The sequence below is a fragment of the Methanofollis aquaemaris genome (genome assembly GCF_017357525.1).
GTDB classification, from domain to species: Archaea; Halobacteriota; Methanomicrobia; order Methanomicrobiales; family Methanofollaceae; genus Methanofollis; species Methanofollis aquaemaris.
This window is the reverse complement of record NZ_CP036172.1, coordinates 601268-614165: the sequence shown is the minus strand read 5'-3', so window position 1 is coordinate 614165 and position 12898 is coordinate 601268. Positions and strand designations below refer to the sequence as shown.

Annotated in this window: 15 protein-coding genes; 6 read left to right on the top strand and 9 right to left on the bottom strand. The window is 60.4% G+C overall.

The genetic code is table 11. From position 1 onward, the window contains the following. Positions 1-286: 286 nt before the first annotated feature. Complete coding sequence (locus RJ40_RS02990; RefSeq protein ID WP_265581873.1) at positions 287-1699, bottom strand: aldehyde dehydrogenase family protein; 1413 nt, start codon at positions 1697-1699, stop codon at positions 287-289. Positions 1700-1758: 59 nt separating this feature from the next. Between RJ40_RS02990 and RJ40_RS02985 the strand changes: the two genes are divergently transcribed. Further along, positions 1759-2484, top strand: coding sequence for a ribonuclease III family protein (locus RJ40_RS02985; protein ID WP_265581872.1), 726 nt, complete (start codon positions 1759-1761; stop codon positions 2482-2484). On the opposite strand, the gene RJ40_RS02980 is transcribed toward RJ40_RS02985, so the two are convergent. The 7 genes from RJ40_RS02980 to RJ40_RS02950 form a co-directional block, all read right to left on the bottom strand. Continuing rightward, entirely contained in the window at positions 2474-2890 is a 417-nt protein-coding gene (locus RJ40_RS02980) for a hypothetical protein (RefSeq protein WP_265581871.1), read from the bottom strand. The genes RJ40_RS02985 and RJ40_RS02980 overlap by 11 nt on opposite strands. A gap of 12 nt (positions 2891-2902) precedes the next feature. Next, positions 2903-3973, bottom strand: coding sequence for an MFS transporter (locus tag RJ40_RS02975; RefSeq protein WP_265581870.1), 1071 nt, complete (start codon positions 3971-3973; stop codon positions 2903-2905). Further along, positions 3974-5863 carry a beta-CASP ribonuclease aCPSF1 gene (locus tag RJ40_RS02970; protein WP_265581868.1) on the bottom strand — a complete coding sequence of 630 codons (1890 nt, stop codon included), beginning with the start codon at positions 5861-5863 and terminating at the stop codon, positions 3974-3976. Positions 5864-5885: 22 nt separating this feature from the next. After that, positions 5886-6524, bottom strand: coding sequence for an archaeal proteasome endopeptidase complex subunit beta (gene psmB / locus RJ40_RS02965; protein ID WP_265581866.1), 639 nt, complete (start codon positions 6522-6524; stop codon positions 5886-5888). Between the two features lie 78 nt (positions 6525-6602). Then, positions 6603-7466, bottom strand: coding sequence for a CBS domain-containing protein (locus tag RJ40_RS02960; protein WP_265581865.1), 864 nt, complete (start codon positions 7464-7466; stop codon positions 6603-6605). A gap of 20 nt (positions 7467-7486) precedes the next feature. After that, entirely contained in the window at positions 7487-7912 is a 426-nt protein-coding gene (locus RJ40_RS02955; protein WP_265581864.1) for a universal stress protein, read from the bottom strand. 32 nt (positions 7913-7944) lie between these two features. Further along, positions 7945-8988 carry an amidohydrolase family protein gene (locus tag RJ40_RS02950; protein ID WP_265581863.1) on the bottom strand — a complete coding sequence of 348 codons (1044 nt, stop codon included), beginning with the start codon at positions 8986-8988 and terminating at the stop codon, positions 7945-7947. Positions 8989-9038: 50 nt separating this feature from the next. Between RJ40_RS02950 and RJ40_RS02945 the strand changes: the two genes are divergently transcribed. Beyond that, positions 9039-9197: a preprotein translocase subunit Sec61beta gene (locus tag RJ40_RS02945; RefSeq protein ID WP_265581862.1), complete on the top strand. Its 159-nt coding sequence runs from the start codon at positions 9039-9041 to the stop codon at positions 9195-9197. A 506-nt stretch (positions 9198-9703) separates the two neighbouring features. Here the strand turns inward: RJ40_RS02945 and RJ40_RS02940 are convergent. Further along, on the bottom strand, positions 9704-10444 hold the full coding sequence (locus tag RJ40_RS02940; protein WP_265581861.1) for a coenzyme F420-0:L-glutamate ligase: 741 nt from the start codon (positions 10442-10444) through the stop codon (positions 9704-9706). Between RJ40_RS02940 and RJ40_RS02935 the strand changes: the two genes are divergently transcribed. From RJ40_RS02935 to RJ40_RS02920, 4 genes are all read left to right on the top strand, one after another. Further along, positions 10400-10807 carry a hypothetical protein gene (locus RJ40_RS02935; protein WP_265582635.1) on the top strand — a complete coding sequence of 136 codons (408 nt, stop codon included), beginning with the start codon at positions 10400-10402 and terminating at the stop codon, positions 10805-10807. The genes RJ40_RS02940 and RJ40_RS02935 overlap by 45 nt on opposite strands. A 1215-nt stretch (positions 10808-12022) precedes the next feature. Continuing rightward, positions 12023-12202: a hypothetical protein gene (locus RJ40_RS02930; protein ID WP_265581860.1), complete on the top strand. Its 180-nt coding sequence runs from the start codon at positions 12023-12025 to the stop codon at positions 12200-12202. A 118-nt stretch (positions 12203-12320) separates the two neighbouring features. Next, positions 12321-12545, top strand: a complete 225-nt coding sequence (locus RJ40_RS02925; protein WP_265581859.1) for a DUF5320 domain-containing protein — start codon at positions 12321-12323, stop codon at positions 12543-12545. Positions 12546-12622: 77 nt separating this feature from the next. Beyond that, positions 12623-12895 carry a DUF1922 domain-containing protein gene (locus tag RJ40_RS02920; protein ID WP_265581858.1) on the top strand — a complete coding sequence of 91 codons (273 nt, stop codon included), beginning with the start codon at positions 12623-12625 and terminating at the stop codon, positions 12893-12895. Positions 12896-12898 lie beyond the last annotated feature (3 nt).

The following is a 12898-nucleotide window of genomic DNA, read 5'->3' as shown; positions in this document are numbered from 1 at the left end:
CTGTCCTCTATGTATCAGTCATGCGGGGCTCGGGGCAGGTCTATCTGGACAAATTGAAAATGGAATTTACCATTTTTCCACCAGGACACAGGGGATGAGACCCATCATCAGGCGGGATGCATGAAGCACGGAAGAAACACCAGATGAACCTTTCAATGTCCTTCATGAAGGCGACACACGGTCCTCCCCCCAATCTTCTGTGGGGGTGGCAACCCCCTCCCGGTCGAGGAAGACACTCAGGAGTATTACACTCCGGAGTGTACAACCACGCCGCAATTCGCCCCCCTCACGACCTGATCAACAGCGCCTTCTCCTCAGTATAGCGCTCAAGCGCATGCAGCCCGTTCTCCCGTCCCGTGCCGCTCCACTTCACCCCGCCAAACGGTGTCTCAGGCGGCACCTTGAGGTGCTGGTTCACCCAGACGATGCCGGCCTCCAGGTCCCGGCAGCCGCGCTCGGCCCGCCCGATCTCCTTCGTCCAGATCGATGCCCCAAGACCATAGCGGGTGCTGTTCGCCGCCTCCACCGCCTCGTCGAGATCCTCGACCTCCACGACCGGGAGCACCGGGCCGAAGACCTCCTCGCGCAGAGTTGGGGCGTCGGCGGGAAGACCGGTGATCAGCGTCGGTTCATAGAAGAACCCCTTCCCTCCCGGATGCCTCCCGCCGGTGAGGATCTCCGCCTCCTCCCGCACGTCCTCGACCACTCCCTCGATCCGCTCAAGCCCGGCCGCGTTGTTCAGCGGCCCCATTCGCACCCACGTCTCCATCCCGTCTCCGACCGTGATCGCACGGGTCTTCTCGACGAGCAGTTCCTTGAACCGTTCGGCAACGTCAGAGAAGACGTACACCCGCTTCACCGCCGTGCAGGTCTGACCGCAGTTGTAGAACCGCCCGACCACCGCCCCGGCCGCGGCGGCCTTAAGGTCGGCATCGTCGCAGACGATCATGGGATCGCTCCCGCCGAGCTCCAGGGCCACATGCTTCATCGTCTGCGCTGCCGTCTCGGCCACATGCCGCCCGGTCCCGATATCGCCGGTGAACGAGACTTTTCTGACATTCGGATGCGTGACCAGGGCCTCGCCCACCGTCTCGCCAGGACCGGTGACGACATTGAGGACACCTTCCGGCAACCCGGCCCTGAGAAAGAGGTCGCCGATGGCCAGGGTCGTCAGCGGCGTGGTGCTCGCGGGTTTGAGCACCATCGTGTTCCCGGCCACCAGCGCCGGTCCGATCTTCCAGCCCGCGATGAGCACCGGCATATTCCACGGGACGATCCCGACGCAGACCCCGAGGGGGCGCCTCTCGACGATGATCCGCCCGTAGGCCTTTGTGTTGATGCTCTCACCGTACAGGGACGACGAAAGCCCTGCGTAGTACTCCAGGACATGAGCAAAACCCCGCACCTCGTCGGTCGCCTCCCGCAGCGGTTTGCCCTGCTCCGCGACGAGCGTGGCCGCAAGGTGCTCCGTCTCCTCGCGGACCAGCGCCGCCGTCCTGAAGAGCACCTTCCCCCGCTCAACCGGCGGGAGGTCGGCCCAGCCCGCGAACGCACTGCCCGCGGCGTCCACTGCCGCCCCGGCGTCCTCGTGCCCGCCCAGCGGCACCGTCCCGATCGTCTCCCAGGTCGCCGGGTTGACCACCTCCATCTCCCCCCCGCTCGCGGCCGCCTTCCATTCTCCGCCGATGAGCATCTTCATAATGCGTCAGACCTATATTTTTCTGCACAATAGCCTTTTCCCCGGCCGGCGGTTTTCCGATGGAATGGACCAGAAAAATAGAACTCACGCAATTTCTTGCACAGCCCGGGATCGGCGTCACCGACCCCGACGACGAGACCCTCGCACGCTTTGACCAGGCCATGACGCACCGGTCCTACGCCTACGAACATCCCCTGGAACTCTGCCCCCGCCCTGACTACGAGCGGATCGAGTTCCTCGGCGACCGCGTCCTCAACTTCATCGTGGCCGAATATCTCTTCCGCCACTTCGACTGCTCGGAGGGGGCGCTCTCAAAACGGATGGAAGCGACCAAGAACGAGCACCTCGGGGTGATCGTTCCGGCGACCGGGATCGGGCTCGAACAGCATATCCTCCTCGGCGCAGGCCAACCCCTCACCCGCCCGATCATCGCCGACGTCTTCGAGGCCTTCATCTGCGCCCTCTATCTCCACCTCGGCCTCGACCGGACGCGCGAGATCGTCCTCGGGCTCATCGCCGACGACGTCCTCCACTTCGACCCGGACGGCAATGTCATCGGCAGGCTCCAGGAGCACCTCCAGCAAGAATACAGTGAGATGCCCGAATACCTCATCCTCGGGCGCGAAGGTCCGGACCATGCCCCGACCTTCGCCTGCGCGGTCACCGCTCCCGGCCTCCTCTCGGCCAGGGGCCGTGGCCGCAGCAAGGCCGACGCCAAGCGGGCCGCCGCGAGGAAGGCCCTCTCAGCTCTTGAAGATAGGGCCGACGCTTCGCTTACTCGATGACCTCGGGCTCCTCGAAGTCTTCGAGGTCGTCGAGGAACGGCATCAGCCCGGCCATATAAGGCTCGCCCTTGATCTCACCGACGGTGGCGACCTCGATGATGATCGGGAGATCCTTGAGCCGCAGTTCGAACGAGTAGGGATCATACTCCCTGGCATATTTCAGGAACCCGTCCACCGAGATGAACGGCCGCTCGGTCTCGGGTACATTTTTGTACGCCTTCTCGTCGGCCGCAAGGTCGCCGTTCCTCCCCATCTCCTCCTCAAAGTAGAGGACCGCCCTGAAACCATACTCCTGGCCGAGCCGCTGGATTTCGAGGATGTCGATACGCTCGCCCGGGGTGATTCCCAGACCGGCAAACTTCTCCTGGACACTTTCTCCGTCCAGGTTCTCAAATGTTGATCTCATAGTTTCTCTCCATTATTCCGGAACCTTGCACCGGCACCGCCCGATGGTGGCGGCCATGATGACCGCAAGGACGGCGATCATTGCGAATGCCGCTGCAAAATCCTGGTACTCGGCGACGACCCCGGCCGCAAAGGGCAGGAGGGTCATCCCTGCATAGGTCGCGGTGTTGAACAATCCCATCACCGCCCCCTGGTGGGTCGGGTCGGCCGCCAGGTAGTTGACCTGGGCGATGATCACCACTCCCGCCAGTGCCCCGATGAGCACGAAGGCCACCGGCGTGAAGTACAGGAGGGCAACCGCCGCCCCCATCAGCGCCGCCGATGCACGGATCGTCGGGATCGGTTTCAGAGATACCCGTGACGCCGCCAGGGACGAGAAGATGGTGGCCACATTCATCGCCCCGAGCTGTACGCCCAGGGCCGCCGCCTCTTCACCGGTGTACTCGGGGTACAGTGCCGTCACCGCACCGGTCGCCCCGATCAGCATGATCGTCGCGACGTACATCCAGAAATAGTCCCTGCCGATGGCAAGCAGATCGGCACCGCCGCCCGGCACCGGGCCGACCGCCACATCTTTCATCATCAGACTCAGGAGGAGCGGGATGAGGGTGATGACCGTGAAGGCCATGATTCCCCCTGAAGACCCAAAGAACCCGTTCAGCCATCCTGCCACCACCAGGCCGACGACCAGGCCGACGTTCAGGGCCGCGATGAAGTTGCCGCTCATCTTCCGGTGGTCGGACTGGAGATTGATCCAGGACATCGCCGCCGGCACGAAGAGCCCGGCCCCGATCCCCTCCAGGGCCCGCGCCGCCAGGAGGGCGAGCGGGTCTGAGACCATCAGGATCAATGCTCCGCTCGCGATGGTGAGCAGGAGTGCGGCCCTGACCAGGAACACCCGCCCGATCCTGTCTGATAGGAGCCCTGCCGGAAAGACCGTCAGGAATGCTCCGAGGAAATACGCGGAAAAAATGGCGCCCTGGAACGCCGCGCCCTCTGCGAGGGCCGGCAGGACCGGGACGACTGCATTGGACAGCGCCATCACGGCGAAGACGCCGAGCAAAAGGGTGAGGCGCTGTCTCATCTATACCATACGATAGGTTTCGAGGTTCATCGGCGAACGCGTCTCGATCCGGTACCGCTTGTAGATCGAACTGGCCAGGTCGATGGTGCTCCCCTCGTCGCCGTGGATGGTGTAAATTTTCTCGGGCCTGGGCTGGAGGTGATGGACGAAGTTCATCAACTGCTTGCGGTCCGAGTGACCGGAGAACCCGTCGACCGTCTCGATATCCAGCCTGACGACCATCGTCTCACGGTTGCCGACCGGGATCTCGCGCCAGCCCTTCTGGAGCCTGCGGCCGAAGGTGCCGTCGGCCTGGTACCCGACGAAGATGAGGGTGTTCCTCTCGTCAGGGGCCAGGGCGTAGAGATACTCCATCACCGGCCCGCCGCTGAGCATACCGCTCGTGGTGACGATGACACACGGGTCGCCGCCGATGACCTTTTCCCGCAGTTCAGAGGAGTCGACCTGAACAAAGCACTCGGCCAGGAAGGGGTTGAGTCCGTCCCTGAAGATCTGGTTGCGCAAGTCGGAGTTGAGATACTCGGGATAGGTGGTGTGGATGGCCGTCGCCTCCTTGATCATCCCGTCCAGGTAGACCTTGACCTTCGGGATCTTCTCCTTCCTCATACCCTCTTCGAGAGCGAGCATGACCTCCTGCGACCGTCCGACTGCGAAGGCGGGGATGACGACCTTGCCGCCCCGTTCGATTGTCCGGTTCACGACCTCGTAGAGTTTGTTCTCGGCCTCCTCGCGTGGCGGCTGGAGATCTCTCGACCCGCCGTAGGTGCTCTCCATGAACACGGCCTCGAGACGGGGGAAACTCGAGACCGCCGGTGAGAAGAGACGGGTCTTCTGGTAGTTGAAGTCGCCGGTGAAGGCGATATTGTAGAGGCCGTCTCCGACATGGAAGTGTGCGACGGCCGATCCCAGGATGTGCCCGGCATTATGGAAGGTGAGTTTGATGTCGGGTGCGATGTCGGTGACCGACCCATAGTTGAGGGTGATCGAGTGCTTGAGGTATTCCTTCACCTCATTGGAGGTGTATGGTTGCCTGCCGGCGTCCTTCTTGACCACGTCCAGGTAGTCGAGCTGGAGGAGTGCCGCCAGGTCCCGCGTCGGCGGCGTCGAGTAGACGGGCCCGTCGTAGCCGTACTTGAAGAGAAGCGGGACAAGGGCACAGTGGTCCAGGTGGGCGTGAGTGAGCACCACCGCATCGACGGAAGAGAGCGGAGAGATCTCGGGCACGTACAGGTACGGCGTGCTCGTAGCACTCCCTGGTTTTTCTCCGCAGTCGATGAGGATCTTGCTCTCAGGTGTGGTGAGGAGGAAGGCCGCACGCCCGACCTCCCGGCAGCATCCCAGAGTCGTCACTCTGACCCAGTGGTCCTTGGCGATGACATCCCGGTGGATCCGCCGGCCGATGGTGCGCAGGAACGCCTTACGGTCGTCCTTAATGGAACGGAGGTATTGTCGCACCTGCTTGACCGTCGAACTCTCGATTGGCGGGGTCCGCACCACCTTGGGCGTCCAGCAGGTATTCTTGGTGATCTCACGCAGGGTCGCCCCGTTCTTGCCGATGACGACACCCGGCTTCTCGGCCTCGATGAGCACCTCGCCGGTATCAGGGTCAAAAAATATGTCTGATATGCCTGCGTTCTCAGGGACGACCGCGTTGATCTTGGTGACCGCGGTCTCGGGGTCTTCAAGGATGGTGGGTCGAACAACGATACGCTTACGCAGATCCCTGGCAAGCACCTTGATCAGGTCTTCCTGGTCGGCGAACTTTTTGGGTTCGTCGGTGTAGATGACCAGCTCAGGGCCTTCAAACTCGACCTGGGAAATGACAATCCCGGCCGGGACCTTAGCGTTGATCTTGTCCCTGAGTTCTTTGAGTCTATCCTCTATGAGCATTACTATCGTCCTGAAAAAAGAATTATTGGATCAATTCAGAGTATTTCTTGGTCGATTCGACGGTTTGTTCCTCGTATTTCTCTCCGGTGATGACGACGACACTGATGTCCTCGCCGGAAGCCGAGTCGCGACGCATCGCCGCCTTGAGTGCCCTGGTGGCGAGTTCAGCCGCTTCGGCTTCCTTCAGGTCGGGGTGGAACCGATCTTCAAGGACACCGTATGCCATCGGTGAGCCCGAGCCGGTGGAGACGATCTCGTCTTCCAGCGAGGCTCCGCCCATGGCGTCGACCGAGTAGACGCTCGGACCCTTCCGGTCGACGCCGCCGACCAGAAGCTGGACATAGTACGGATAATACCGGTTCTGCTGGAGATAGTTGGAGAGAAGCGTCGCTGCAGCACCAACCGAGATGTTCTTGCCGTGGCGAACCTTGTAAAGGTTGCACTCCACCTGCATCAGCCTGGCGAGCGACTGTGCGTCGCCAACACCGCCGGCTGTGGTCATTCCTATACGGTCTGCGATCTGGTAGACCTTCTTTGCCTTCTTGCTTGCGATGAGATTGCCCATCGTCGCACGCCGTTCGGTGGCGAGGACGATGCCCTCATGAAAGACTAAACCCACAGTTGTGGTTCCTTTGAGTATTTCCTGATGTATTTCAGGCATTCGAATACCCCCAAAAATTACACGCTAAAAGTTGGAAAAGCGTTACTCAGTTATAAGTGATACCAAGAAATTTAAAGGTTATTGATCCGGGGCCTCTCCGGGCCCGGCACAGAGCACCTTGATGAGCTCTCGGTCAAAGAGCATTGCAATGAGTTTTTTGTCGCCATTGACCACCGGCAACTGGTCGAGGCGCGAGCGCTTCATCATGAGTGCACATTCGCTCACCCCGGCGTTTTTCGGGACGGTGATGACATTCTGGATCATCGCCGCACTCACCGGTTTGTCGGGGAGTCTCACCTTGGAGACGCCGTAACTGATCACATGCATGTCCCTGATGCTCTCCCAGGTCCACTCGTCGTCGTCGGTCCCGTTCGAGAAGTCGGAGACCTCGACCGAGTCCTCGATGTGGGAACTGCGGATCAGGTCGCGTTCAGCGATGATCCCCGAGACCCGTCCCTTGTCGTCCATGATCGGCACGGCCTCGACGTCGGAGATCTCCATGATCCGTCCGACGAGCGGGAGCGGCGTCTCTTCCCAGAGGGCAAAGGTGTTGCTGGTGAAGTGTTCTGAGATCTCATCTTTGATCCTGAGCTGGGCGATCGCCGCCACCAGGTCTGCGGCCGAGATGAGTCCGACAAGGCACTCGTTCTCGTCGATGACCGGCAGCCTGCGGAACTTGTGTGTGGTCATCAACCTGGCCGCCTCGGCCAGGGGGGCATCGACGGATATCATCGCCGGGTGGGGTGACATCAGGAGGGCGACCTGGGTCTCTTCCGACTTGCGGAGAAGATCCTTTCTGGTCACGACACCGACGACTTTACCCTTCTCGGTGACCGGCACGCCGCTGATCCCGGTCCGCTTGAGGATCTTGAGGATGTCGTCGCGGTTGCTGGGGATCTCAACCGAGACGACGTCTTTGGTCATATAATCTCTGACGTACATGTCATCTGCTTTTGCAGGAATTATCTCACCACCATGGTCGTGCAACTGCTGTTCCTGACCACATGCTCGGAGACGCTGCCGAGGAGGAGGCGGTCGATGTTGCTCTTGCCGCGAGAACCGATGATGATCAGGTCGGCTCCGACCTCGTCGGCCAGGGCGAGGATCTCGTTTCCGGCGTGACCGTCTCTCAGGTGGGTCTCGATGGAGAGTTCCTCCTGCTCGGCGCGCGTTCTGGCCTTTTCAAAGACTTCTTTTCCTTCGGTCTCCAGGAGAGAGTAGATGATCTCCCAGGTATTGTCCATGGGGATGGAGGAGAACATGCTGGTCTCAACAACATAAACTAGATGGAGGTCCGCATCCCAGACCTCCGCTTCGTGCATGGCGGTCTCGAGGGCCTTCATGCTAATCTCTGAACCGTCGACGGCGACGACAATTGTGTGGAACATATCTGCACCTCCTAAAATCAGAATTTGCAAGATCACTCAGTTTGTGTATTTATAACGGTTTCGAGGAAGTCGCCCCGTCCCGCCCGCTTGACGATGGAGGCGACCGGGTCCGTGCTGAACCTGAGGTTTGATTTGAAAGTATTAATAATGATGAAATTGGCTTTCTGTCCCTCTTCAATGAAGTAGGTCCTGCCCGCGAGTCCCGCCCCCTTCACCGCGGCGCGCAAGATCTCGGCCGGGGGAAGCCTGGTGACGGTCTCGACAAAGGCCATCTCTCTGAACATATCGGGCTGGACAAACATGACGTTGTCGGTGCCGAGGAGGGGGGTGCACCCGAATTCGAGCATCTTTTTCACCGGCGGGTGGTCGGCGCCGCGGGTCACGCCCAGGATCCAGTTGGAGCGGACGCAGACGGCGATGGGAATGCCGGCATCAGCAATGGCCCGCAGCTGCCGGTCGGTGGCGTGGGTGCAGTGGACCAGGAGGTCGGGGTCGTAGGCGAGGGCGCCGTCGATGTCGTTCGGGTTCTTCTCCCCGGCATGGAAGGCGACGGCCTTGCCCGCGGCCCGCGCCCTGGCCACCTGCTCTTCGGCGTCGGCGATGTCGGTGACGCTGCTGATCCCGACGCCGTCGCCGAAGGTTTCCCCTCCATCCCGCCCGAGGATCAGGGAGTGGAGGGGGGATCCTTTGAGCGCTTCCCTGAGTGCGAGCACTCCTTCGGGTCCGCCTTCCCTGAAGTCGGCGAACCCGACCGTGCCGGTGGCCGCCATCACGTCAAGGCTGGCCTGCATGCCAGCTACAAGACGGTCTCGCGGGGTCGCCCTGAGTATCCGGTGTTTGAGTCCGTGTGGGGGCTTGACCAGGTCGGAGAGGTTGCCACAGGTGGCGCAGTCCATGGCGACGGTGTCGCCGAGGTGGGTATGGGCATTGAAGAGTGCCGGGCAGATCCAGCGGTCGGTGGACACCGGCCCCTCCTCGATCCCGGTCACGACCCCGTCTGTGACAACGATCGTACCGGTCACCGATTCGAGGGCCTCCCCGATGAGAATAGTCGCCTCGTACGTCTGTTCCGGCATACCCATCCATTGACACCGAATTTATATATATTGAATGTGAACCTTCTACCATGGCGAAGAAAAGTAGCGGACGGCTTGTCTCGTCTGCGGGTCTTGTGAACTATTATGACAGCGAGAGCCGGCGGGCGTTCCATATCAACCCGATGTACGTGGTCGCGATCGCCGCGGCGGTGGGCGTCTTTATTCTCCTGCTGGACTTCTTCTACTGATATTTTTTTGAGGTCATCCCCAAAGTGTCTGAGGACTGGAACATTTCTCTGGATCAAAGCACATTTTTTCGGCTCTGTTGCATTCCTCTTCTGGCGTGAACGAAGGGCCGACCACACCCGTGTCTCTGCGTGACGGATCGGCAGAGGAAGGAGACAACCTCTGAACGATTCCCCGCCCGCCTTCCCCCCTATCGCATTTCCTGGGTCCGGGGGCAGCGGCCCCGACGAGAGCATGCGAGAAGGCGGGCGATCAGAAGGACCGCTCCAACTGAAAGATCTGAACCTGCCGTCTCGCGCCGGGGGAGATCCCTGAACTCCCCCAAAAGAAGATAGCCGAGGAGCGGCGAAGTGTTCGGTTCCTGGCACCCTCAAGGCTGGAAGAAGAGGAATTGAAGGTTTCAACAGAGCCGATTCCTCCACGCTCCGAAGCGTTGCACAGAACAATTGTTCATTCGGTATGCTTGAGGTGTGCTTTCGCCTCATGCCCGATTCAACAAAGCCGGAGTTTAGTTTTTGCCGAGCGCCTGTCTGATGATGTCTTCGTCTCTCCTGAAGTGGAGATCGTCGTGTCCGTTCCACTGGGGGCAGTTTCTGAAGACCACGGCCGGGATGCCGTTGTTGCTCTCGCCCATCACAAAGTTCGAGAAGCCCGCGACCTCGTCGACCACCGCCTCTTCGGTGATCTCGAGGGTGTGGCCGAAGAGATCGTGGTCGCCGCGGAAGTCGCGGATCGCCGTCATCCCGCTCCACCCGATGGCGACGCCCGCCTGGCCCCGCCTGAAGGAGCGGCCGCAGGTGTCGGTGATGATCACTCTGATCTCTTTGCCACAGACCACTCTGAGCGCGTCCCGCAGTCCGGCCGCGGCTGTCATCGGGTCGGGGGGGAGACGGACGACCATGCCGTCCTCGACATTGGAGTGGTCGAGTCCGGCCCGCACACCGACATGGCCGGTGACGGTCTCGGAGAGGATGAAAGGATCTTCCAGGATGACGTCGGTGGTGTCGTCGAGGACAGCCTGGACGAACCTGGGGTCTTCATGGGTTTTTTGAGCGATACGCTCTGCGTTTGCCGAGGGAACGATCTCATCGAGCAGTCTGGTGTGGCCGTGCGCCTTGGAGTAGACCGATGAGGCGAGGCAGAGGACGTCGCCGTCCTCGAAGGCGACCAGTTTGCAGATCATCTCTGCGAGGTCATCCCCCTGATGGATAAGTGGGAGGCCTTCGACCGGGATTACCTCGATATGCATAGAATATTTCTATCGGTCTCCTCCAGACTAATAGCCATCGGTCGGGGTTCCGGCGGTTCACGAAAATTTTTGATCAAAACCGGTCCAATGGCCCTGGAGAAAATCCTCAGGACAGGTAATGACGAGGGGCTTGCCACTTTCAGGTCTCCCTCTGCAGAAGAGACGCCGAGAACGGCAACACTCCCTCCTGGATCTTCTCCTCTGTCTTCCGGCCCTAACAGACAGGCCCTCCCACCATTAGGAGAAGGGATGCTCAACTGTTCTCTCGCGCCAGGGGGCGGCGAAGTGCTCGGTTCCCCTCACCCGCCCGGTCAGGAGGAGAAGGATCGAGGAGTTACCATGAAAGCGTTTTCGGCTTTGTAGAATCAGGCATGAACCCCTGGCTCAAGCATACGGGATGAAAATATCTCGTTGCAGTTCTCCTGAGTGCGAAGGGATACTTGATTTCTCTCCTCGCAACAGGGCACCAGAAGGATACTGTTCAACTGCCGCCCCTCGACTATCTTCATCTGTGGGGGGGGGTCCGGGGGGCACCGCCCCCCGGCGCGAGACGGCGGTGAAGGTTCGACGATGGGGGGCGGCCGATCAGATCGACGTGCCTTCCCACACCACCATGCCGGGGGCGCTGCCCCCGAACCCCCGGGACGAAGATAGGGGCGGGAAGGCAGAGAGCCCGATCATTCTGAGGGCGGTTTTTTTCTCCGTATATCAGGTATGAGAGAAATTTGTGTGTTCAAATTCTCATCCATAACTCCAGAATTGAACGTCTGGATCATTTTCATGGTAAATCCTCACCTCTTCTGGGCAAGCGTGACCCAACCGCCTTCGCGCATGCTCGCGCCGGGGGCGCTGCCCCCGGACCCCCGATATGAAGATAGGGTTGGGAAGGCAAAATCAGCGAACATGAAGAGGGAGTTCCCGTCCCCTGTCCTATCTTGACGCGGGGGGATCGGGGTGCGGCTAGCCCCCCGCAGAGATAACCATCTGGAGGATTTATCATGTAAATGATCCTGAGGATCATCTCTCCGGGTTTGCATGATGGATTAAATTCTCTAGACTCCTTCGTGAGTGATACGCAGATGACAGAGAGACCTTCTGAATGATCGACCTTCTGCCTTCCCGCCCCTATCTTCATCCCGGGGGTCCGGGGGCAGCGCCCCCGGCGTGAAGGTGTGGGAAGGCGTGGTGATCAGGCGTGCCGCCCTCATCGCAGAATCTTTATCCCAATCTCGCGCTGGGGGTTTCACCCCCGGACCCCCCACGACGAAGATAGGGGTGGGGCGGCAATAAGGCGGTGTTCCCCCGTGGTGTCCTGCTCTGAAGGCGGAGCACGGATCCAAACACTCTGGAGACCCACGATCATTTTCATTCCGTATGCTTGAGCCCAAGGTTCATGCCTGATTCTACAAAGCCGAGTTTTCATATGGTAATGCCTGAGGCGTGCTCTCGATTCATGCCTGATTCTCTATAGCTGGGATGAGAGAGGTCTCGCGTCCGGCTCCATGGGTTTGATATAGTTGGGCCGAGATGGGGGGAGTGTGCGGGCGGTCCGGGACGGTCGTCTGCAGAGGTGTCGAGATGACATGGTACAGTATCGGGAAGCTTGGAAAAGAGGAACTTGCCCAGCGGAAGTTCGGGCCCTCGCTGAAGACGGGCACCGGCGAGGCTGCCGGGGGGGCTGCGGTCCCGGCCACGATGGAAGTCATCATCAGGACCGAGACCGGGAAGCGGGAAGGACGCTGGCACTGGCACTGGTGAAAGGGCCGGCAAACTCTTTTTTCTTTTGTTGCATGGCAATTTGCCTGATCATCACCCTTTATCTAATAATGCGCATATGAGTAATAATTGCGGGTGTATGCCCGCGGATGTGATCAATATGCCAGGTATGGACGGTACCGGCCCCCTGGGGAGGGGGTCGCTGACCGGAGGAGGGCGCGGCCGGTGCAGGCCGGTTGCTCCCGCACCCACTGTAGAGACTGGAGAACAAACAGTATCGGCACAGCCGCCACAGGGCGCCTATTACGGCCTCGGCCGCGGCGGCCTCCCGCGGGGCTGCGGCAGGGGCCGCGGCTTTGGCGGAGGACGCGGTGGGCGCTGGTGAACGGGGCACTGCACGCCCCTTCTTCTTTTTGTGAGTGCATAGAGGAATCTTTTTCACCCAGCAACACGCATCTCCGGATGATGTACCATGTCATCCGCTGTCCTGGATGCCTGAACTTCACCTATGTAGATCCCTACCAGCACTGGAAACTCTGCCATATCTGCGGCGAGGTGATAGACGTCATGCGCGCTCCCGTCTACCTCGAAGCCATCGACCATCAGGACGCAGAAAAGGTTGTCTGCCAGCTCCAGGACTTCCTGGACGACACAGGCAAAGAAGATCTTGACGAGTCGGAGAAGAGCAGGCTTCGTTCGGAATACACCCGCTGGGTCAGGAGCCGGATAGAATAGACC